Below are 20,436 nucleotides of genomic sequence, written 5' to 3'. Positions count from 1 at the left end.
ATAATATTGTTATTTCTATCGATACTTTGATGAAACACTTATGTATTAAATCATTTCATGGTGAAAGGAATTTATGATGGAACTAGATAACATTGATTTTCAAATCCTTCAGTTATTATCCGAAAATGCACGTATTCAATGGAAAGACCTCGGTGAGCAAATCCATATGACAGGACAGGCAGTAGGAAATCGTATCAAAAAACTAGAGGATAGTGGTGTCATTAAAGCCTACTCTGTAATAGTAGATGAAATGAAAGTAGGACTAACTTACACAGCGTTTGTTATTATTTATATGAAAACTGCAAACCATGAATCGTTTATCCGTTTTGTTCAAGATCGCCACGATGTACTAGAAGTCCACCGGGTATCAGGAGAAGGCTGTTACCATATAAAAATAAAAGTTAAATCGCAAGAGCAGTTAAATTCTTTTCTTAATGAACTACTTGAATATGGAAATTATACGATGCATGTATCGATAAAGGAGATTAAACAACAGAATCCGTTAGCTGCGACAAGATAAAATCGTGAAGAGATATACGTCTAATGTTCAGCTTGAATGGGAATGTAATTCACATATATAATGGTCCCATGCGAGTAGGAAGAAATCTTAATTATTAATGAGTGTTTAAAATATAATGAACAGAAAGGTGGTGCAGGATGAGAACTTTCGAAGAACTCCACACGATTGATGCTGTGGACAGTTTCATTTCCAGCAATCCATTATCTTTTATTTATATATCGCATACAGACTGTAGTGTTTGTCATGCCCTTTTACCGCAGGTCGAGAAACTAATGGAAAAGTTTCCGGAAATCCAGCTCGCACATATCAATTCTTCAGTAGTGGAAGAGATCGCAGAACGGTTCATTGTTTTTTCAGTCCCGGCGCTGCTTCTATTTATAGACGGAAAAGAATACTTACGGGAAGCACGTATTGTCCATATGAGTCAATTCGAACAGAGATTACAGAAGATTTATGAAGGGTATTTGAGTTAAGGCTATTCTCGTAAGTGGGTACATTCTTATGGCCGTAATCAACAAAAAAAGGGTATAATTCCTCAAAAACTGAGGTATTATGCCCTTTTTGCTTCTTTACTTTTCTTGATTATGCTCCCCCCATTGGCACATTTCTTGGATAATAGGCCAGAGAGTTTGCCCTTTTTCAGTAAGGCTATATTCGACCTTTGGGGGAATTTGTGGATATTCCTGACGATGAATTAAGCCATCACTATGCATTTCCTTTAATGTAGTACTAAGTGTCTTATACGTTATTTTCCCTAACATACGCTGAAGTTCATTATATCTAACTGTACCGTTTTTCGATAAATGGTATATAACTAGCAGCTTCCATTTGCCGCTAATAATAGAGAGTGTGTAGCCAAAAAAGGGCTCTTGGCTATCTGAATCAGTATCTTTTGATTTTACCATAATTACGCTATCCTCCAAGATAGTATGCGTCGAAAAAGTGCATACTTGTTCGTTAATGTATATCAACTATATAATACATTCAGAAGCAAGTAAAGCTGTGTTTCTAAAACAGAAAACTCACGATTCTACTATGAATATGAGGGAGTATGCGTGGGTGATTTTAGATAGATTGATAGGAGGAAAAATATGTTAACACAACAATATCAAGACAATATAGATACATTGCTACAAAAAATTGAAGAAGCTGACGCGGTTGTAGTTGGTGGAGCCTCTGGCATGTCTGCTGCTGCAGGATATAACTGGTATCTGGACGATGAAAACTTCCGAAAGTACTTTGGTGTTTTCGCTGAAGAATATGGAATTGATAGCATCTTTGGGGGCTTTTACTATAAATTCCGAACAGAAGAAGAACGGTGGGCATATCTTGCTACTTTGATTAACTTTGTAACGCAAGTCCCTATTGGCCAGCCTTATAAGGATTTAAATCAAATCCTACGTGGCAAAAACTATTATATTCTTACGACAAATCAAGATACCCAATTTTCACAAGAATTCCCGGAAGAAAAGGTTAGTGCCATTCAGGGGAACTGGACATATTTACAATGTGGAAACCCCTGCCATGATGGTGTTTATCCATACGCGGAACAGGCAAAGGAACTGTGTACCCACATCGAAGGGACATGGATTCCATCCAGCATGGTTCCCAAGTGCTCACAGTGTGGCGGTCATATGGAATTATGGGTGCGTTCCTTTGTATTTCTAGAAGGGTCTAAATTTAAAGATGAACACCGTAAATATCGTGAATTTCTTCTGGAAAATCATAATAAAAAAGTCCTCTTTTTAGAGTTGGGCGTCGGACGAATGACGCCAATGTTCATCCAAGAACCCTTTTGGAACATGACTTACAGCTGGCCGGATGCATACTATATTACTATTAATCCAAACGACGCATTGCTGCCAGAGCAATTAAAAAATAAAGGACTTGCCATTCATGAGGATATCGCACAAGTACTAAGAGATGTTCTAGCCACGAAATCACAATCGCTTAAGGGTGGTGAATCATATGGAAGATAAATATTATAAGGCTATAACAAAAATACAAGAGGCTGATAGTATTGTAATCGGGGCAAGTAACGGCCTTTCTATTTCGGAAGGTATTCATATTTTTGCAGAGAACACAGCCTTTCTAGAGAAATTTGGAGATTTCCGTGCAAAGTATGGTTTTCGAAGCATCATCCAAGGGTGCTTTTATCCATTTCCATCTCAAGAAGAAAAGTGGGCGTTTTTCAGCCGGATGTACGACTACTTTTTATATGATGAGGAAGCAAGTCCAGTTATGAAGAATCTTTTTGAACTAGTGAAAGAGAAAAACTATTTTGTAGTCACTTCTAATATTGATGACCATTTCTCACAGGCAGGATTTCCAAAGGAACGTCTATTTGAAATTGAAGGAAATTGTCGGAATCTGCAATGTACGTATGGTTGTCATAATCAAATTTATCCAGGTGATAAAATATTGAGTGAAATGGCCAAAAACCAAGAGAATGGAAAAGTCTCTACGGATCTGATTCCTAAATGTCCAGAATGTGGCGGGCCAATGCAGGTTCATGTCGAAGTCGATCAGAACTTTCTAAGAGGTGAAGCTTGGCTAACAAACTATCAAGCTTATCAGGATTTTATCGAAAAAGCGCATGGTAAAAAGTTAGTTCTGCTTGAACTAGGTGTGGGTGTAAGAAACCAATTGATAAAAGCACCATTTATGAAGTTAACTAGCCATGAAGAAAATGCGACCTACATCACGCTTAATAAAGGGGAGCTATATATTCCAGAAGTAATTGCTTCTAAATCTATTGGAATTGATGGCGATACAGCGGAGGTGTTACAGCAATTGGTTCAGGCATGAAGAAGGCTTAACAAAGACTGAAAAGGACTGTATATGTGACAAGGGTTCAACCAAGAAATGCTAGATTAATACAAAAAAGGATATCCAAAAAGTCAGCTTTTACTGACTTTCTGGACATTTCCTTTTTCTAGTCAATCCGAATAATCTGAAACAGGTTTTTCAAGAAACGATTGAAATCCATAGACGATCAAGGCGTAAGACATGGAGGCAATCATATGATGAATTCGTGTGAATGAAACGTATTTTATGAAACGTATTTTATCCAAATAATTTAAGATAGGATTAGCATAAATTAGATTTTGAATGAAATTGATCAATACATATAGCCAAAACTTCCCATAGGTAAGACGCAAAATCCATAGGGTTCCTACTGAGAAAGGCCCTAAAATGACACTTAATATGTTGTAAATCCTCGTTTTTGTCCCGCCGCTTTTCACTTCCCAAGCATTGTAATGTGACCCAATAAATACAGTGGTCATCACTAATAATGCAGCCATTATAGAGGAGGGGAGGTATCTTTTCACTGTTTGTTTAGGAATGAAAAAAACAGTTAGCCAGGATAATATGAAGCCTATCCGAACCACGGATACAAGCATATCTTTTAGCACTCCTTTCCACTTTTTCTTTAGATTTCACTATTTGTATAAATTTATACAAAGGAAAAGCTTTCATTGGATTCCCTGAGCTGAATGAGTCCAAGAAAATACACAATTTACCAATCTGCTAGGATATATGGAATAAGACTCATAAAAATAGAAAATCCTTTTTTTGCTTATAATATAAGAGTCATTATCTTATTGGTGGGGGGCATTACTGAAACATGCTGATTGAGCACTTGATACTAATTGGAATGTGGGTTATTGGTTTTGCATCCTTTCTTCTGTTTGTTCCCCGAAAAAAGTGGCGTAGGGGATTAATGGCAATATTGGTATTTCAAGCATGGATTTGGCTTTTCGATATGCCTGCTTTTCAATTAGATTGGCTAACGGCTCCTGTGCGGGAGCTTCCTAAAGCAACAGATCTCCCCCTTACAATTGATTACTTTTTTTATCCTGTATTGTTTTCGATTTATTACGTCAATAAGAAAGTAATGAGTAGTCAGTGGTATGAAATTTTGTACTTTTTTGCCTGGGTTTCTGTTATTACATTGTTTGATGTATGCATTGAGAGATATACAGATTTATTAGAATATGGATACTTAACCTGGTATTGGATGTGGTTGTATTTGGGGTTCCTCTTTTATATAAGTAGAGTTTGTTGCAGCTTATTCTATAATGAAAAAGCCTCATTTTTAATAGATTGGCGGTTGGGTAAATGAGAATTGAATGGTGGATTCTCATCATCGTGAATGCAATGGCTACAGGAATTCTTATCTTTACAGCGGTAAAACAAATTCGACTTGCTGCAGTAGCTTTTTTGTTCAAACAGGTTATTACTTTTCTTTTTGGATTATTAGTCGTTGAGTTTGACATGATTGAATATCCTGTCCGTTTATTTAGTGCGATTAATCGGACGAGCTTCACATATGAGTATTATGCTTTTCCAGCTGTATGTGCCCTTTTTAATGTATGGTATCCCAGTGATAGAAGTGTACTCGTTCAATTGGGATATTATGTCGGGTATACCTCTGTGCTGACTGCGGGTGAAGTACTGATCGAAAAATACACTGCCCTCATCGATTACATACATTGGGAATGGTATATTAGTTGGATTACCATCTTTCTTTCATTCTTTTTAGTGCGTATATTTTGTGTGTGGTTTTTTCATAGTGGTGAGAATAGCAGCTCGAGTAGGAACTTTTTATAACTCTGTTGGTTATGAGAAAAATGAGGATAAAAAAGGCTCCAAAAAGAAAAATCTTTTAAGAGCCTTTTATTTTTCATTATATCTTAAAATGCCGCGGTCCATCCACCGTCAGCTGTGAATACCGTACCGTTAACAAAGCTTGAATCATCAGATGCTAGGAATAGCGCTACTTGAGCAATTTCTTCTGGTTGTCCTATTCTTGGCATTACGGCTTGTACAGCTTTCGTACGTTCCATCCCTAATTGATTGAAACCTTTCATAGAGGATGCAATATTTGTTGCAACACCACCAGGTGCGATCGCATTACAACGGATGCCTTTTGGTGCATACATATAACCTGTATTTTTTGTAAGGCCGATAACTGCATGCTTAGATGCGCCATATGCTGCTCCAGCATGTGCACCATTTAATCCACCAGTTGAAGCAGTATTAATGATAACACCATTTTCTTTTTCTAAGAAAATTGGTAATGCCTTACGAATCGCTCTCATAACACTTTTCGTATTCACATCAAAGATTAAATCCCAGCGTTCATCAAGAATATCGCCAACAGGTTCGAATCCATCCATAATACCTGCATTATTCACAAGAATATCTAATGTTCCATATTCGTTAACTGCAGTATCAATCATGTTGTCAATGTCTTCTTGTTTCGCAACGTTAACTTGAACTGCTTTTGCAACACCATTGTTTTGAGTGATTTCTTTCACTACTGCTTCTGCGCCTTCTAGGTTAAGGTCTGCAACGATGACTTTTGCACCTTCCTTAGCATACAATTCAGCGATTGCTTTCCCCATTCCTGAAGCAGCACCTGTTACAACAGCAACTTTATCTTTTAATTTCATCCTAAACCCCTCCAAATAATCAATATAGATATTGAACACCTGTGCAATAAAAATTATAATAGAAAGGAAATAGAAATACAAACAACAGAAAAGGCAAAAAATGTTGAGTAATCAACACATAATTCGAAAATTGTTCAATAATGGGGTGAAATTATTTTGAAAAAGGATCTTCGGGTTATTAAAACACAGGAAAGTTTACGCCATGCTCTATTAACCTTATTAAAATCGAAACCATTAGAGTCGATCACAATTGCTGAGCTATGTCGTTTAGCAAACATTAATCGTGGCACATTTTATTTGCACTATACCGATGTTCATGGTGTTTTCAAACATTACTTTGAGGTCATTGTTGAAGATTTTAGACGGTCCTATGAGGAACCCTATTATAAGACGAACTTTACGATTGAGAATATTGAAGCTGACATGATTAAAATCTTTTATCATGTAGAGAAATATCAAGATTTCTATCAAATTATCTTTGATCAACGAATTCCAATGATGTATTACTATTTACTTTTTGATACATTGCGTTCATTTATAAAAGAATCAATCAAGGAAAGTGTGCTGGAAGTAGAACATGGTATAAAGATAGACTATCTGATTAGCTATCAGACGAATGCGATTCTAGGAATCTTAATCGAATGGCACCGGCAGGAATTCAAGACACCGATCCAAGAGCTCAATCAGCAGCTAATTGCAATTGTATCCTTATAAAATAGAAGGAAAGGTCGTTAAATTTCTATTATGTTTGATTTCCATTAGTCGGAAAATGAATTTTTAGGATAAACCAGTTATCATTCAGGTCTGCATCCATTTTCCCATTCATCTTTTCAACTAGCTTTTTAGAAAGATAAAGGCCTAACCCACTTGATTCAGTATTTGTTCTACTGGTGACTTCTGTATAGAAACGCAAAAATACCTTTTCGATGGCAACCTTACTTTCTTGTTTGATGTCATTTTTAACGGTAAAAATCAGATGGTTTTCTGCATTTTCATAGGCAATAACTGCTTTACTATTAGCATAGCGAAGTATATTTTGAGCGATATTTTGAATGACACGTGTCAGCATCAATTTGTCGGCTATAATTTGCGGATCATATACTTGTTCTTGAAATTGCAGTTCAATTTTCTTTTCCTCAAATTGTTCATAAAACGATAAAAAGATGTCCTCAACTAGGTTGGAGAGAGAAGTTGAAGATAATGTGATTTCTTTTTGGTTTGTTTCAATGCGGGCTAAGTCATAAAATTCATCGGTCATTTCAATCAGACGTATAACCGAGTGTTCGATAATCTTCAGATAGTGTGCCTTCTTCGCTTCATCCGTGGTCGCATGTAAAAGTTGAACATAGCCATTAATGGACGTAAGGGGAGTCCGTAAATCATGAGAGAGCCCAGCAATTGATAGCTTCACATTCTCTTCCATTTGCTTTGCTTGCTGCTGTTTTTCTTCGAACGCATCGATCATTCGATTCAATTCATCAACTAAATTCATTAGTGTCTTTTCACGAAAATCGAGATATAGTCTACTACCATAACTGGCACGAGCAGGAATGCCTTTGACCCCATGCTTCAATTTCCGTAGTTCTCTCTTTAAGAAAATAATATAAAAAAGAAGCGCCAATGCTATGAATACAAATATCCATCCCCACATCACATTCACGCTCCTTAATCGAATTTAAAGCCTATGCCCCATATCGTTTTAATGTAGTTTGTGTCTTCACGGTTGAGTTTATTTCGTAAATTACTGATATGCATGTTAATTGTTTTATCGCTATCAAAATAGGGTTCATTCCAAACACTTTCATAAATATTGGCGCGACTGAATACCTTTTGTGGATTCTCTAGAAAAAGTAGAAGTATGGCGTATTCGCGTCCAGTAAAATGTAGAGTTTGATTGTTTACCTTCACTTCACGTGTGTCTAAGTTTACGTCAATATTTTTATATTGAATGTCTTTTCGACTACTGACTGAAGCTAGTGTTGCATGGCGTAATTGAATGTGAATTCGCGCAAGTAGCTCCTTCACATCAAAAGGTTTTGTGATGTAATCATCTGCTCCATTTGTCAAAAGCTCCAATTTTGAGTGTTGGTCATTTTTTGCTGAAATCACAATCACTGGAATTGTTGAGTTATGCCGAATGTCTTGGAGAAATTCTTCCCCATTCATCCCGGGAAGCATTAAATCTAGAAGAACTAAATCGACATGGCCATATTCGAACAACAATTTTCCTTCAGTACCCGAATATGCACTTTGTGTGCTATAACCATGTAAATTTAATGCTTCTTTGATTAATGAATGAATTGCAATATCGTCTTCAATGATCAATATGGTTGCCATCTTTATCGACCTACTTATTTGATATCAGTTCGTTTAAATAGAAGGATTCCTATCGTTGATGATAACACAATTGTGATAAGACTTACCAAGATCATCTCAGGATACTTTGCGATATCTGTTGGATTTGCAAAATCTGAATAGAACATGAAGGATTCCGTAAACCAGTATGTGACCTGCTTAAAATGTTCAGTTTGTTGGAAAATTCCAGGAACAAAACCAGTCCCAATTGTATAAATAAAACTCCAAATAAGTGAGACGCTGCTCCTTTTTGTCAGAAAGCTAACCATCACATAGATTGAGACGTTTGCCAAAATTAATAAATAAAGGGTGCCGAAGGATTTTAGTGCATAGCTAAAATAATTGTTAATTTCAGCAACTTCACCATAACCAAACACGATTGAAAAGCTTAACATTCCAAGCACAGTCATTATGATTACCCCAAATAAGGTAAGCAGTGCGGCAACCACAAATTTTGATAGATAATAATGGGTACGGCTACGACCAAGTGACAATGCATTTCGAATTGTTCCATTTTGAAATTCTTCACCGATAAGAAAGCTGATAAAAGCACTTATGATGAGTAAAATGGTTAATCCGTTTTTTTCCATCATAAGAATACCTGTTGCTCCATTAATGACTGTATCAATTGCTTGGACAAGTTCGTTTCCATAATGCACGCTCATTTTACTATTCAGGGCTTGATAGATCGGAAGCAAGATTAAAAGACTTAAGACAATCCATAGTTTTTTGCTTCGAAATAATTTGATTCTTTCAGCAGTTAAGAGATTAAGCATGAGTTCTTCCCCCTGTTAATTGTAAAAAATAATCCTCGAGTTTCTGTCTAGTTGTACCAATACGAGAAACATTCACATTAGCTAAGACTAACGAACGGTTGATTGTGGCAGCGTCATCCAGGTGTTCAAAGATATTAATCTCAGTTCCATTGATCACTTCATAATCCGATATCCCTAAGTCATCTAGCACAACGACTGCTTTTTGAACTTCACTTGTTTCTAATTCAATGTACCTGCGAGTTTCACGAGCCAACTCCTCCTTTGAGAGCTCGCTGATGAGTTTTCCATCATGCAAAATACCATAATGTGTTGCAATCTGAGAAAGCTCATCAAGTAAGTGACTTGAAAGTAAGACAGTGATACCCCGCTCAGTAACCAAACGATTAATGATTTCACGCATTTCAACAATACCTGATGGATCAAGACCATTTGTGGGCTCATCTAGGATTAAAAATTCAGGGTTTGTAATAAGTGTTGAGGCAATTGCTAAACGTTGTCGCATTCCTAAAGAAAAGTTTTTGGCTTTCTTCTTACCTGTATTCTCAATGTTCATTAGACGAAGTAAATCATCAATTTCCCGTTCGCTCACACCCCCGTTGGCCGCTTGTACTTTCAGATTTTCTCGTGCCGTTAAATCAGGATAAAGTGCGGGTGTTTCAATGGATTGTCCCATCATTCTTCTAGCATGCTGCAATCCCTTCGTACCAGTTTCTCCAAACAGTTCAATGGTTCCTTCATCGATAGTGATTAACCCCATAATGGTGCGCATGAATGTCGATTTCCCTGCGCCATTCTCACCAATTAAACCGTAAATCATACCACGTTTAATTTCGATTGTTACTTTATCGAGAGCTTTGTGTTTACCATATATTTTTGAAACATTCGTTGCCTTAAGAATCGTTTCCGTCATGAATCGTCATCCTTTCAATGTTGATAATCATAGAATAAGCGGCAGTTATAAATAAATTAACTAGAAAAGTATAAAGAAAGTATAAAGAATTAATAACAACCCCTATTAGTTTGTTTATATAAGAGGATATTATATAATAATTCCACAAGAAGACTTAAAAGTTGGGGGATTAAAGTATGGAATTCGAAATGGTTATGCAGGAGTTGGAAGCGCTCGGGAAGGAACGAATGAAAAAGATGTACATCAACAATGGTGCACATGAACCGCTTTTTGGAGTGGCTACAGGAGCTATGAAGCCGATGTCAAAAATAATCAAGAAAAATCAGCCATTGGCAGAACAACTGTATGCTACTGGAAACTACGATGCGATGTATTTTGCTGGTGTCATTGCGGATCCGAAGGCGATGACTGAGGAAGATTTTGAACGTTGGATTGATGGGGCGTATTTTTATATGCTATCAGATTATGTCGTTGCAGTTACATTAGCAGAAACCGACATAGCTCATGCTGTTGCCGATAAATGGATTGCAAGTGGGGACGAGCTCAGAATGTCAGCAGGCTGGAGCTGTTACTGTTGGCTTTTAGGAAATCGAAAAGACACAGAGTTTAACCCTGATAAGCTTGCAAATATGCTCGTACAAGTAAATGAGACGATTCAGGATTCCCCTGAACGGACTAAATCTGCTATGAATAACTTTATGTACACAGTTGCGATTTCGTATGTACCACTTCATGAGAAGGCAGTTGAAACTGCTAATTCTGTAGGACCGATCGAAATGAAGCGGGAGGGGAAAAAGAGCAGCATTCTTCATGCTTCCGAAAATATTCAAAAGGAAGTCGATCGAGGAAAGCTTGGTTTCAAACGTAAATATGTAAGGTGTTAGTGTAGAAAAACGAATCCAGGATAACCATTTGGTAGTCCTGGACTTTTGAAAAATTACGCTGTTTCTGAATCCTTCGATACAAATACTTCCGGATAACCGTAGCTGCCATGTTCACTAATATCTAAACCGGCTATTTCTTCATCTTCCGTTACGCGTAACCCACCCATCGCGAATTTCATCACAAGTAATAATACAAAGACTACTGCGAATGCATACAAGCCAGATGTAATAATTCCTAGTGCTTGCACGCCAAGCTGTGTAAAGCCTCCGCCATAAAATATGCCTGCTTGCCCTACGGTGGCTAATTCTGGGGTAGCAAAAAATCCTGTTGATAACGTCCCCCATATCCCTGCAGCTCCATGAACGGACAGAGCATAAATGGGATCATCGATTTTTAAACGATCAAAGAATCTTACACTGTAGAACACAAGGATTCCAGCGATCAAACCAATAACAACAGACGCCCATGTTTCGACAAAGGCACAGGAAGCTGTAATTGCAACGAGTCCTGCGAGAGCACCATTTAACATTGTTGGAACATCTGCTTTTCCGAGAACAATCCATGAAATAAATAAAGCACTGATAGCACCTGCTGCAGCTGCTAAATTCGTATTTAAAGCTACATATCCAAAGAAACCATCATCAACACCGAGAGTACTCCCAGCGTTAAAACCGAACCAACCAATCCATAAAATTAAAACACCTAAGGCAGTATATACTTGATTATGGCCTGCTAAATTATTGGATGAGCCATCTCGATTATATTTTCCAATTCGTGGTTTTAATAATAGCGTGGCAGCCAATGCGGCCATCGCACCGGTAAGATGAACGACGGTTGAACCAGCGAAGTCTTGTTTCCCGTGTTCCGCCAACCAGCCACCTCCCCAAATCCAGTGTGCGATGACAGGATAAATTGCAACTGAGAACAGAATCGAAAAAATGATATATACGGAAAGCTTAGCTCGTTCGGCGAATCCTCCAAAAGCAATCGTTAAGGAAATACCTGCAAATGCAAGTTGGAAAAGAAAGAAGGCTGTCGTAGCATAATTAGAACCTTCGATTTCATAACCGGAATAAAAGAAATCGGATAATCCAACGAAAAGGTTTGCTTGTTCTCCAAAAATAAAACCATACCCAACCGCCCAAAATACAATGGATGCCATACTGAAAGTGAAAATTACTTTTCCAGCAATATGTCCCGCATTTTTCATCCGTGTTGAACCAGCTTCGAGTAAAATAAAACCGCCTTGCATAAAAATCACCAGTATAGCACCTAACACGATCCAAACACTGTTCAACAAATATAAATCGTTCATAAAATAATTCCTCCTTTTCTATTTTTGAGATTTCTCAGATCCCATTCACATTTTTAAATGAAAAGGTATTTTTTAACTTTTTCATCTTAGAAATTATTGTATGTCATTGTGAATAATCTGAACAATATCAATATTTTATGAAATCAATCTAATTTTGATATGAATTATTTATGAACTGTGCTCAGGAAGGGATTGTTTTATTTGTTAATATTCCTTTTTTTAGTTGATACATGAAGGTGATTGTCCGATAATAGAAAAGGCATAAAAACATAAGGGGTTCACACTAGGAGGAAATGCTTCATGAAAAGATTGATTGTTATATTAATATCTTCGATTTTATTATTAGCTGGTTGTTCCCAATCAACTAATAATTCTGAACAGAACAAACAGAATGTGAAAATTGGAATCATGTTATCTGATGTAGGATTAGGGGATCAATCCTTTTCTGATTCAGCATTTGCTGGATTAGAGAAAGCAAGAGATGAGCTAGGGATTATTTTTGATTATCGGGAAATATCAGATACGAAAAACTATGAAGACGGGTTAACTGAATTGGTTGAGGACGGAAATGACTTAGTAATAGGTTTAGGATTTATAATGAAGGAAGCAGTAGAGAATGTTGCTGCTAAATATTCAGATCAAAAGTTTCTATTAATTGATGATATATCGGAATTACCCAATGTCTATAATGTAACTTTTAAGGAACATGAAGGTTCTTTTTTATTAGGAGTAATTGCTGGATTAAAAACCAAGTCAAATGTTGTTGGGTTTATTGGTGGTGTGGATGTACCATTAATTAATAAATTCCGTGCGGGGTTTGAGCAAGGGGTAAAAGAGGTTAACCCTGATGCACAGGTGTTAGTTGAATTTGTAGGAAATTTTGATGATGACAACAAGGGTTATGCACTAGCAGCTGGTATGATTGACAAAGGTGCTGATTTTGTATATCCAGCAGCAGGATTTGCTGGTGTTGGTGCGATACAAGCAGCACAAGCAAAAGGTGTATATGCGTTTGGTGTTGATAGTGACCAATACTTCTTAGCAGAAGATACAATTGTATCTTCAATGCTGAAGAAAATTGATGTAGCGATGTTTGAGGTTGCTGAGCAACTTGTCGAAACAGGGGAAATCACTGAAAAAAATCTGTTATTAGGGATCGCTGAGAGCGGAGTAGATGTTGCACCAATCAGAGTGTTAGAACTTAATCAAACAGAGCTTGATCAATTTAATGATCTTAAACAAAATGTTTCACAGGGGATTAAGTCTATAAAAGAACAATAACAGCGGGGAAGGAAATACAACATGAAAATAAAACAAAAATTATTACTTGTTGCTTTAGCACCTCTAGTAGTTGCTGGTGGGATTATCGTATCAATCATTGTTCAAATGAACCAGATTCAATCGAATAGTTCTTCAATCGTAAAAGTATTGACTAATGTAGAGAAATTAAATGGTTCAATGCTATCAATAGAATCTTCATTGGCTAATTTTTCGTTTAGTACATCTGACTCTAATGCAGAGGTCGTTTCAGCCAATATAAAACAAGCAGAAGAAGTTCTTCACTCATTAGAGAAAGTTAATAATAAAAATCAGAAGAATCAAGTAACCAAAATTAAGTTGAAATTTCAAGCTTTAAAAGCTAAGGCTGAAAAAGCTGTCACAAGTAAAGATCAGGCTGAAGCGAAAAGGGAATCAATCAGATCAAGAGGCATCACAAATGATATTTATTTATTGAATAAGCAAGCGAATGAGCAATATGCACAGAGTGAAGTCGAACTTAAAGACAAGATTACTTTTACTAAATGGTTTGCACTTATAGCTGTTAGCATTTTGTTAATCATTGCAGGAATACTCGTATATCTCCAAACAAGTGCAATTGCAAATGCGGTAAGAAGAATTGCAAAGGATGCTCAAACAGTAGCAAATGGCGACTTAACGATTAAAACGGTCGATGTAAAATCAAAGGATGAAATACATATGTTAAGTACTGCTTTTTCTCAGATGGTTGGCAATTTAAAGGAGTTATTACAAACCGTCGGGAAAAATTCTGAGCAAGTTGCTGCTTCGGCAGAAGAACTAAGTGCCAGTGCAGATGAAGCAAGTAAAGGAACAGAAGTTATCGCAAGCTCAATACAACAAGTGTCCAGTGGAGCTGATCATCAAAGTAAAATGGTACAGGAAAGTGCAAGAGCTATCGAAGAAACAACAATTGGTATTTCTCGAATTGCAGAAGCAGCTGGACATGTCACTGAAATCACGCAAAATACTCAAACCCATGCATTAGAAGGTCAAAGATATGTTGCTGAAACGGTTGAACAAATGGATTCGATACGAGTATCCGTTGACTCAACTGATAAATCAATAACAGAGCTTAATCTGAAATCGAAGCAAATAACGGACATTGTGAAAATGATTACTGAGATTGCGGATCAGACAAATCTACTTGCACTAAATGCAGCGATTGAAGCTGCTCGTGCTGGTGAAAGTGGAAAAGGCTTTGCAGTTGTTGCAGATGAAGTTCGGAAATTAGCAGAACAAACTTCTAAATCTGCAAGCCAAATTAATATCATCATCAAAGAAGTGCAAGATGAAACAATTATATCTGTCCAATCTATGGATAAAGTGAAAAACAAGGTTGTAGAGGGTATCAATATTACGAATGAAACCGCCCGGAAATTTGAACAAATTGTAAGTGGGATGATGGAAGTGGTAAATGAAGTCACGGAAATTAGTGCTACATCACAGCAAATAAGTGCAGGTTCACAACAAGTTGCAGCATCAGTTAATGAGATGGCAAATGTTGCATCGCAGACGAGTAATAGTGCGGGCGAAGTAGCCTCTGCTTCTGAAGAGCAGTTAGCTTCAATGGAAGAAATAAATGCTTCAGCCCATTCCTTAACGAATATTGCTGAAGAATTACATGAGCAAATACGAAAATTCAAAACTTCTTAAACTAGGGGGACGGTTCTTATGAAACCGTCCCCTTAGTTTGCCTATTGACTTATAAAAAGTTATGTTGTATGGTTAATTACATAAGTAACTAACCAATATGGTGGTGAAGCTATGAAACAGTTAATTGATGATGGTCGGCCTATTTTTTTACAAATATCAGAAAGAATTGAAGATGACATTATTGAAGGCGGACTGTCCGAGGAATCACAAGTTCCATCAACAAATCAATTCGCAGCCTTTTACAAAATTAATCCTGCTACCGCTGCAAAAGGTGTCAATTTATTGGTGGATGAAGGTATTTTATATAAGAAGCGGGGGATTGGGATGTTTGTTGCAGAAGGAGCACGTGTTAAGGTCATTAACAAACGGAAGGAACAGTTTTTTGAACAGTATGTGATTACAATGATCCATGAGGCAAAGAAATTAGGAATTACAACTGAACAGTTGACTGATATGGTTCGGAGAGGGGATGAGAAGGAATGAAAAAGGTAGTTGAGATAACACAGCTAGATAAGACATACGGGGAATTTAAAGCAATCGAAAATGTCACTTTTACAATGGAAGAAAATAAAATCTACGGTTTACTAGGTAGAAATGGGGCTGGCAAAACAACATTAATGAAAATGTTAACAGCTCAACTGTTTCCTACTAGTGGTGATTTAAAGGTTTTTGGCGAGAATCCTGAAGAAAACGCGAGGGTATTAAGTCAAATTTGCTTTATAAAGGAAAGTCAAAAATACCCAGATAGTTTCACTGTGAATGATATCTTAAAAGTGTCAAAATCACTCTTTCCGAATTGGGATGAGGAGTATGCCTATTCCTTAATCAAAGATTTTAACCTCCCTTTAAAAAGAAAACCAAAGAAATTGTCTAGAGGGATGCACTCTGCAGTTGGAATTGTCGTCGGATTAGCGAGTCGGGCACCATTAACGATTTTTGATGAGCCGTACTTAGGACTGGATGCGGTATCGAGAGGGTTATTTTATGACAGGCTGATGGAGGATTACTCCGAACATCCGCGTACTGTTATCTTGTCCACCCATTTAATTGATGAAGTAAGTAACTTACTTGAGCATATTTTGGTCATTGATAAAGGTCGATTAATTATAAATGAAGAAGCGGAAAATTTACGAGGCACCGCTTATACGGTAACAGGTCAAGTGGCCAAGGTAGAAGCATTTATAAGTGATAAAGAAGTCATACATCGGGAGCCATTTGGTGGATTGCTCTCTGCCACAGTCATTCATGGTAAGAATAGTTTGGATCGAAATTTGGCTGCAGCCAATGGCCTTGAAATTTCGCCAGTATCCTTACAGCAACTAGTAGTTCATGTAACAAAAGATAAATCATCTCTGGAAGGAGCTGTTGCCCAGTGAATATTCAACCGATGTTAAAAATGTATTCTAGAGATAAATGGGCCTGGTTTTTAATACCAAATCTTATTCTCTTTTCAGTGTTTCTTATTAATTTTCTTATTAGTCTGTTAATCCCAAACGAAGAAAAAATGTATACCGGAGGAGTCTCTTACATCTTTTTCTACATGCTCGTCATGGGGATTATTGTCGTAACTCAAAGCTTTCCTTATGCAATCGGCATGTCGGTTAGGAGAACGGATTACTTTCTGGGAACAGTTGTTATGGGAGTAGTGATAAATGTATTTTTCTCTATCCTGTTAATCGTCTTATCAATCATTGAAAATGAAACAAATGGTTGGGGTGGCCATATCCATTTCTTTCACTTTCCTTATTTGAACGACGGCACAATTTTAGAACAGCTGATGACCTATATGATTTTGTTAAATAGTTTATTTTTTCTAGGGTTCCTTATATCAAGTATTGCTCGACGCTTCGGGGCTAAAGGATTAATTATTGTAGCGATCACTTCAATATTAATATCAAGCGTGATTGCATTGTTACTGATGTATTACGAGGTTTGGATAGATATTTTTCAATGGTTCGCTCGCCATACAGCCGTTGAAATTGCCTACTGGCTCATCCTCCCAACTCTTGTGTATATCGGGCTCTCCTACTTGCTGTTAAGAAGAGCAACAGTATAAATTGGGGACTATTCTCCGTTGCTAAAATAATTCTCCCATGATAGCCTATTACTAATCTGTTTTAAAGGAGGGAGAACTCGTGATAAAAGTAACCGGGTCACAAACAGAAGCAAGTGTGTTTTCGAATTATCCTCAAGAAGAAGCTCTTGAGCAGATTAAGGAGCTATGTAATCAAGATTTTCTTAAGGATACGAAGATTCGTATTATGCCAGATTACCATGCGGGTAAAGGTTGTGTAATTGGAACGACCATTCAGTTGAAGGATAAAGTTGTTCCGAATTTAGTAGGAGTAGACGTTGGTTGTGGCGTCCTAACAGTTAAGCTTCAAGATAAAAAGATTGATTTTAATAAGCTGGACCAGGTGATTCGAACCTATGTACCAAGTGGAATGGATCTTCATACAGATGAAACGGTAGAGTTTATTAACACGGGTTTTCCTAATGTAAAAGATTTTAAAGCTAACCACATCCTAAGTGAGAATCGGAGTCTTCATAGTCTGGGTACACTTGGTGGAGGCAATCATTTTATCGAAGCTTCTGTAGATTCTGATGGACATCATTATGTAACGATTCATACCGGTAGTCGCTATGTTGGAGCAAGAATAGCCAACTATTATCAAAAGGTAGCAATCGCCAAACTGCGTAACAATGATGTAACTGAGATTATTGAAAAATTAAAGGCTGAGGGACGCGACAAAGAAATTCAGGATGCAATCTTAAGCTACAAGGAGAAGTATCCATTCATTCCAAATGACTTAGCTTATTTGGAAGGTGAGGACTTTCAAAATTATATTCATGACATGAAATTAGCTCAAGCATTTGCAAAGGCAAATCGTGAGGAGATTGCAAGAGCAATTACCGATAATATGGGGTTTGAGGAAATAGATCGTTTTGATACCGTCCATAATTATATAGATACTGAAAATCTGATATTACGAAAAGGCGCTGTTTCTGCTCAAAAAGGAGAACGACTAATCATTCCAATCAATATGAGGGATGGTTCCATTCTAGCAGTAGGAAAAGGTAATAAAGACTGGAATTGCTCTGCTCCACATGGGGCTGGTCGCATCCTTAGTCGTACAAAAGCAATGAAAACTCTTAGCATGGTCGATTTCCAAGATACGATGAAGGGCATCTGGACTACATCTGTCTCTAAGGAAACGCTCGATGAAGCGCCAATGGCTTATAAGTCGATGGATGAAATTCTCGAAAAGGTTGAAGAATCTGTTGAAATAGCAACCTTCATTAAACCAGTCTATAACTTTAAAGCTAGTGAAAAATACGACCCAACAAGATATAAAAAATCAAGATGAATCAGGAAGTAACTGAACCATAACCTTTGGGAGGATGGACAGTTACTTTTTTTGATTGTAAAAAACAAGTAGTAAAAAAGATCATATTGGTAACACTTAAAAATGAGGTGTTTTCCATGAAAAGGTATATGAGTCTAATTTTAGTTATCCTATTTATGATCTCTAACAAAGCTGGTGCATCCATTGAAGGGTATGAAATTGCTTCAAAGTCAAAGGAAGATAATATAACCTTGTTTGCTAAGAACGAGAATGGTTTTTACCATGACTTCAAGATTGATTTCAAAGGCAGCATCTACTCAAGGCCATTTTGGGTGAACGTGACGAATCCAACTTACGCTCCTGAAATTATTTATAAGGACATTAATAAAGATGAAAAGAATGAGCTAATCATTATCTTAACTAAGGGCTATGGAACCGGTCTGTTGTGGGAAGAAGTTCATGTTTTTGATACAAAGAATCAGGCTGTAAATGAGGTGCTTGTGGATAATCCGATTGCCATTATTAATAAGAATGTAAAAACAAAAATCTCAAACGAAAAAGCGGTACTCACAATTAGTGGTAAAACGACATTTGTTGATATCGCATCTTTGGAAATTAATCCATCAAATTTATTTGAGGATATAGGTTTTGGCAGTATTATTGATTATGAAGTAAGGGACGATCAACTTATTGCTAAGGTGATAGGGCAAGTCTCCCAGGCAGGTTTTATTGGCGAAATCGTGATTACATATGACTATCGTGACAAAATGTATCAAGCAAAATCGATTGAATTCCAACCTTATAAATAAGTAATAAAACAAAAAGGGAAACCATTGAACCTGGTTTCCCTTAAACAAATGTTATTTCTTCATTTTTATCGAATTCAAAATCTCGATTAATTCCTTTGAAGTGAACTTACTTAGGTCTTCATTTGTATTTATATTAAGTTGATATGACCGGTCATTGTCCTCTACAAATAATTGAATAACCTGTTCATCTGTGTTCTGAATAAATGCTTTTTTCCCATTATCAAGTGTTAATTCCTCAAGATCTGCTGTGTATTTGACAAAGTATTCCTCAGTGATGTTATTTGAAATCGTATACGTAAGGTCTGTCATCTTTAATTCCTCTGACCTAGTATACCCAAAAGTAATCGAGTTTGTCGTAAACATTACAAATCCTAAAGGAATTGCTGATTGGAACTTAGTTGGATATACAAGATATTGATTGACAAAGGCTGGAACTTCTTTTTGATAATCTAATGCCAAAGTGGATGTGTTCGATTGACTTTCAATAATTGGTAAAATATCCTCAAATGTGATATTTTCGACACTTACATTATAGAAATATTTATAAAATAATCCGTCATTTTCAAAATAAAATTCGTGATCCCCGTAATCACTTTTCTTGTAATAGACAGGTGCTCCATCTTTTAGCTGCCCAACTTCTTCGCCCTCTTTTTTTCCAACAGCATGAATCCTATCTGTGTTAAATGCTGTAATGGAAAGGTGTATATCGTCACCATTCTCATAGGTATACGCAATTGTAGTAGAAGCATTATAGTCTCCGCTTGCAGTTCCAGAGATATTTAGTGAAGAATGATTTTGAATGGTTTTAATTTCTGGAAATTTCACCTTTTTAAGATAGTCTAACATATCTTGTATAACTTCATCTTCACCATGGTCCTCCCAATTTTCGAGGACAACATTTGATACTTCTGCCTTTTTATCATCATTTGCTGAAGCTGGAACATCTTTTACCGTAGATGCTGGCTTATCCTTGCCCGAATCAGAGCATCCTGCAAGTATCAGCACAATCAATGTAAAGGATGTTAAAAGTTTTTTTGTCGTTTTCATAAATCCTCCCAATAAATAGTAGATTTATAATTACTTTACCATATTACAATTATTTCTTAAT

Annotated in this window: 23 protein-coding genes; 15 read left to right on the top strand and 8 right to left on the bottom strand. The window is 36.8% G+C overall.

Going from position 1 to position 20,436, the window contains the following annotated elements:
* The first annotated feature begins 76 nt into the window (after nt 1–76).
* Entirely contained in the window at nt 77–520 is a 444-nt protein-coding gene (locus MJG50_RS03595) for an Lrp/AsnC family transcriptional regulator (protein WP_240252788.1), read from the top strand.
* Between the two features lie 137 nt (nt 521–657).
* Nucleotides 658–993 (top strand): thioredoxin family protein, encoded by a 336-nt coding sequence (locus MJG50_RS03590; RefSeq protein WP_240252787.1) that lies wholly within the window; start codon nt 658–660, stop codon nt 991–993.
* Between the two features lie 96 nt (nt 994–1,089).
* On the opposite strand, the gene MJG50_RS03585 is transcribed toward MJG50_RS03590, so the two are convergent.
* Nucleotides 1,090–1,425 (bottom strand): winged helix-turn-helix transcriptional regulator, encoded by a 336-nt coding sequence (locus tag MJG50_RS03585; protein WP_240252785.1) that lies wholly within the window; start codon nt 1,423–1,425, stop codon nt 1,090–1,092.
* 186 nt (nt 1,426–1,611) lie between these two features.
* On the opposite strand from MJG50_RS03585, the gene MJG50_RS03580 reads away from it, so the two are divergent.
* The 4 genes from MJG50_RS03580 (at nt 1,612) to MJG50_RS03565 (ending at nt 5,134) form a co-directional block, all read left to right on the top strand.
* Nucleotides 1,612–2,499, top strand: a complete 888-nt coding sequence (locus tag MJG50_RS03580) for an SIR2 family NAD-dependent protein deacylase (protein ID WP_240252783.1) — start codon at nt 1,612–1,614, stop codon at nt 2,497–2,499.
* On the top strand, nt 2,489–3,328 hold the full coding sequence (locus tag MJG50_RS03575; protein ID WP_240252781.1) for a Sir2 family NAD-dependent protein deacetylase: 840 nt from the start codon (nt 2,489–2,491) through the stop codon (nt 3,326–3,328). The genes MJG50_RS03580 and MJG50_RS03575 overlap by 11 nt, the downstream gene beginning before the upstream one ends.
* Nucleotides 3,329–4,148: 820 nt before the next feature.
* Nucleotides 4,149–4,646 carry a CBO0543 family protein gene (locus MJG50_RS03570; protein ID WP_240252779.1) on the top strand — a complete coding sequence of 166 codons (498 nt, stop codon included), beginning with the start codon at nt 4,149–4,151 and terminating at the stop codon, nt 4,644–4,646.
* Nucleotides 4,643–5,134, top strand: coding sequence for a CBO0543 family protein (locus MJG50_RS03565; RefSeq protein ID WP_240252777.1), 492 nt, complete (start codon nt 4,643–4,645; stop codon nt 5,132–5,134). Before MJG50_RS03570 ends, MJG50_RS03565 begins: the two co-directional genes overlap by 4 nt.
* An 83-nt stretch (nt 5,135–5,217) precedes the next feature.
* Here the strand turns inward: MJG50_RS03565 and MJG50_RS03560 are convergent, their stop codons facing one another.
* The gene (locus MJG50_RS03560) at nt 5,218–5,979 is read right to left on the bottom strand and encodes an SDR family oxidoreductase (protein WP_240252775.1); all 762 of its coding nucleotides are present in this window, start codon (nt 5,977–5,979) and stop codon (nt 5,218–5,220) included.
* 156 nt (nt 5,980–6,135) lie between these two features.
* On the opposite strand from MJG50_RS03560, the gene MJG50_RS03555 reads away from it, so the two are divergent.
* Nucleotides 6,136–6,693 carry a TetR/AcrR family transcriptional regulator gene (locus MJG50_RS03555; RefSeq protein WP_240252774.1) on the top strand — a complete coding sequence of 186 codons (558 nt, stop codon included), beginning with the start codon at nt 6,136–6,138 and terminating at the stop codon, nt 6,691–6,693.
* Between the two features lie 28 nt (nt 6,694–6,721).
* Here MJG50_RS03555 and MJG50_RS03550 read toward each other — a convergent pair whose 3' ends face one another.
* The 4 genes from MJG50_RS03550 to MJG50_RS03535 are packed head-to-tail and all read right to left on the bottom strand — an operon-like array spanning nt 6,722 to nt 10,020.
* A complete protein-coding gene (locus MJG50_RS03550) occupies nt 6,722–7,630 on the bottom strand; it encodes a sensor histidine kinase (protein ID WP_240252770.1) in 909 nt (302 codons plus the stop codon).
* A 14-nt stretch (nt 7,631–7,644) separates the two neighbouring features.
* Complete coding sequence (locus MJG50_RS03545) at nt 7,645–8,316, bottom strand: response regulator transcription factor (RefSeq protein WP_240252769.1); 672 nt, start codon at nt 8,314–8,316, stop codon at nt 7,645–7,647.
* 14 nt (nt 8,317–8,330) lie between these two features.
* A complete protein-coding gene (locus MJG50_RS03540) occupies nt 8,331–9,110 on the bottom strand; it encodes a DUF2705 family protein (protein ID WP_240252768.1) in 780 nt (259 codons plus the stop codon).
* The gene (locus MJG50_RS03535) at nt 9,103–10,020 is read right to left on the bottom strand and encodes an ABC transporter ATP-binding protein (protein ID WP_240252764.1); all 918 of its coding nucleotides are present in this window, start codon (nt 10,018–10,020) and stop codon (nt 9,103–9,105) included. The genes MJG50_RS03540 and MJG50_RS03535 overlap by 8 nt, the downstream gene beginning before the upstream one ends.
* Before the next feature lie 176 nt (nt 10,021–10,196).
* On the opposite strand from MJG50_RS03535, the gene MJG50_RS03530 reads away from it, so the two are divergent.
* Nucleotides 10,197–10,904, top strand: coding sequence for a DNA alkylation repair protein (locus tag MJG50_RS03530; RefSeq protein ID WP_240252761.1), 708 nt, complete (start codon nt 10,197–10,199; stop codon nt 10,902–10,904).
* A 53-nt stretch (nt 10,905–10,957) separates the two neighbouring features.
* On the opposite strand, the gene MJG50_RS03525 is transcribed toward MJG50_RS03530, so the two are convergent.
* Nucleotides 10,958–12,220, bottom strand: coding sequence for an ammonium transporter (locus MJG50_RS03525; RefSeq protein WP_240252759.1), 1,263 nt, complete (start codon nt 12,218–12,220; stop codon nt 10,958–10,960).
* A gap of 300 nt (nt 12,221–12,520) precedes the next feature.
* Here MJG50_RS03525 and MJG50_RS03520 point away from each other — a divergent pair, with 300 nt between their 5' ends.
* From MJG50_RS03520 to MJG50_RS03490, 7 genes are all read left to right on the top strand, one after another.
* Nucleotides 12,521–13,501, top strand: a complete 981-nt coding sequence (locus MJG50_RS03520) for a BMP family lipoprotein (protein ID WP_240252757.1) — start codon at nt 12,521–12,523, stop codon at nt 13,499–13,501.
* A gap of 21 nt (nt 13,502–13,522) precedes the next feature.
* Nucleotides 13,523–15,172, top strand: a complete 1,650-nt coding sequence (locus MJG50_RS03515; protein WP_240252755.1) for a methyl-accepting chemotaxis protein — start codon at nt 13,523–13,525, stop codon at nt 15,170–15,172.
* Between the two features lie 111 nt (nt 15,173–15,283).
* A complete protein-coding gene (locus tag MJG50_RS03510) occupies nt 15,284–15,655 on the top strand; it encodes a GntR family transcriptional regulator (protein WP_240252754.1) in 372 nt (123 codons plus the stop codon).
* Nucleotides 15,652–16,548 carry an ABC transporter ATP-binding protein gene (locus MJG50_RS03505; RefSeq protein ID WP_240252749.1) on the top strand — a complete coding sequence of 299 codons (897 nt, stop codon included), beginning with the start codon at nt 15,652–15,654 and terminating at the stop codon, nt 16,546–16,548. The genes MJG50_RS03510 and MJG50_RS03505 overlap by 4 nt, the downstream gene beginning before the upstream one ends.
* Nucleotides 16,545–17,228 (top strand): hypothetical protein, encoded by a 684-nt coding sequence (locus MJG50_RS03500; RefSeq protein WP_240252748.1) that lies wholly within the window; start codon nt 16,545–16,547, stop codon nt 17,226–17,228. The genes MJG50_RS03505 and MJG50_RS03500 overlap by 4 nt, the downstream gene beginning before the upstream one ends.
* A 79-nt stretch (nt 17,229–17,307) precedes the next feature.
* Nucleotides 17,308–18,540 carry an RtcB family protein gene (locus MJG50_RS03495; RefSeq protein ID WP_240252747.1) on the top strand — a complete coding sequence of 411 codons (1,233 nt, stop codon included), beginning with the start codon at nt 17,308–17,310 and terminating at the stop codon, nt 18,538–18,540.
* Between the two features lie 116 nt (nt 18,541–18,656).
* Nucleotides 18,657–19,328, top strand: coding sequence for a hypothetical protein (locus MJG50_RS03490; RefSeq protein WP_240252745.1), 672 nt, complete (start codon nt 18,657–18,659; stop codon nt 19,326–19,328).
* Nucleotides 19,329–19,379: 51 nt separating this feature from the next.
* Here the strand turns inward: MJG50_RS03490 and MJG50_RS03485 are convergent, their stop codons facing one another.
* Nucleotides 19,380–20,375 (bottom strand): hypothetical protein, encoded by a 996-nt coding sequence (locus MJG50_RS03485; RefSeq protein WP_240252743.1) that lies wholly within the window; start codon nt 20,373–20,375, stop codon nt 19,380–19,382.
* Nucleotides 20,376–20,436: the final 61 nt, after the last annotated feature.

The sequence above is a fragment of the Fredinandcohnia quinoae genome (assembly GCF_022427965.1).
Classification (GTDB): Bacteria; Bacillota; Bacilli; order Bacillales; family Bacillaceae_L; genus Ferdinandcohnia; species Ferdinandcohnia quinoae.
This window is presented reverse-complemented; position numbering and strand designations above follow the sequence as displayed.

Excerpts from the sequence above, each read along its gene's own strand:
- MJG50_RS03595 (WP_240252788.1), top strand. The coding sequence starts at position 77 with ATGGAACTAGATAACATTGATTTTCAAATCCTTCAGTTATTATCCGAA.
- MJG50_RS03590 (WP_240252787.1), top strand. The coding sequence starts at position 658 with ATGAGAACTTTCGAAGAACTCCACACGATTGATGCTGTGGACAGTTTC.
- MJG50_RS03585 (WP_240252785.1), bottom strand. The coding sequence starts at position 1,425 with ATGGTAAAATCAAAAGATACTGATTCAGATAGCCAAGAGCCCTTTTTT.
- MJG50_RS03580 (WP_240252783.1), top strand. The coding sequence starts at position 1,612 with ATGTTAACACAACAATATCAAGACAATATAGATACATTGCTACAAAAA.
- MJG50_RS03575 (WP_240252781.1), top strand. The coding sequence starts at position 2,489 with ATGGAAGATAAATATTATAAGGCTATAACAAAAATACAAGAGGCTGAT.
- MJG50_RS03570 (WP_240252779.1), top strand. The coding sequence starts at position 4,149 with ATGCTGATTGAGCACTTGATACTAATTGGAATGTGGGTTATTGGTTTT.
- MJG50_RS03565 (WP_240252777.1), top strand. The coding sequence starts at position 4,643 with ATGAGAATTGAATGGTGGATTCTCATCATCGTGAATGCAATGGCTACA.
- MJG50_RS03560 (WP_240252775.1), bottom strand. The coding sequence starts at position 5,979 with ATGAAATTAAAAGATAAAGTTGCTGTTGTAACAGGTGCTGCTTCAGGA.
- MJG50_RS03550 (WP_240252770.1), bottom strand. The coding sequence starts at position 7,630 with ATGTGGGGATGGATATTTGTATTCATAGCATTGGCGCTTCTTTTTTAT.
- MJG50_RS03545 (WP_240252769.1), bottom strand. The coding sequence starts at position 8,316 with ATGGCAACCATATTGATCATTGAAGACGATATTGCAATTCATTCATTA.
- MJG50_RS03540 (WP_240252768.1), bottom strand. The coding sequence starts at position 9,110 with ATGCTTAATCTCTTAACTGCTGAAAGAATCAAATTATTTCGAAGCAAA.
- MJG50_RS03535 (WP_240252764.1), bottom strand. The coding sequence starts at position 10,020 with ATGACGGAAACGATTCTTAAGGCAACGAATGTTTCAAAAATATATGGT.
- MJG50_RS03530 (WP_240252761.1), top strand. The coding sequence starts at position 10,197 with ATGGAATTCGAAATGGTTATGCAGGAGTTGGAAGCGCTCGGGAAGGAA.
- MJG50_RS03525 (WP_240252759.1), bottom strand. The coding sequence starts at position 12,220 with ATGAACGATTTATATTTGTTGAACAGTGTTTGGATCGTGTTAGGTGCT.
- MJG50_RS03520 (WP_240252757.1), top strand. The coding sequence starts at position 12,521 with ATGAAAAGATTGATTGTTATATTAATATCTTCGATTTTATTATTAGCT.
- MJG50_RS03515 (WP_240252755.1), top strand. The coding sequence starts at position 13,523 with ATGAAAATAAAACAAAAATTATTACTTGTTGCTTTAGCACCTCTAGTA.
- MJG50_RS03510 (WP_240252754.1), top strand. The coding sequence starts at position 15,284 with ATGAAACAGTTAATTGATGATGGTCGGCCTATTTTTTTACAAATATCA.
- MJG50_RS03505 (WP_240252749.1), top strand. The coding sequence starts at position 15,652 with ATGAAAAAGGTAGTTGAGATAACACAGCTAGATAAGACATACGGGGAA.
- MJG50_RS03490 (WP_240252745.1), top strand. The coding sequence starts at position 18,657 with ATGAAAAGGTATATGAGTCTAATTTTAGTTATCCTATTTATGATCTCT.
- MJG50_RS03485 (WP_240252743.1), bottom strand. The coding sequence starts at position 20,375 with ATGAAAACGACAAAAAAACTTTTAACATCCTTTACATTGATTGTGCTG.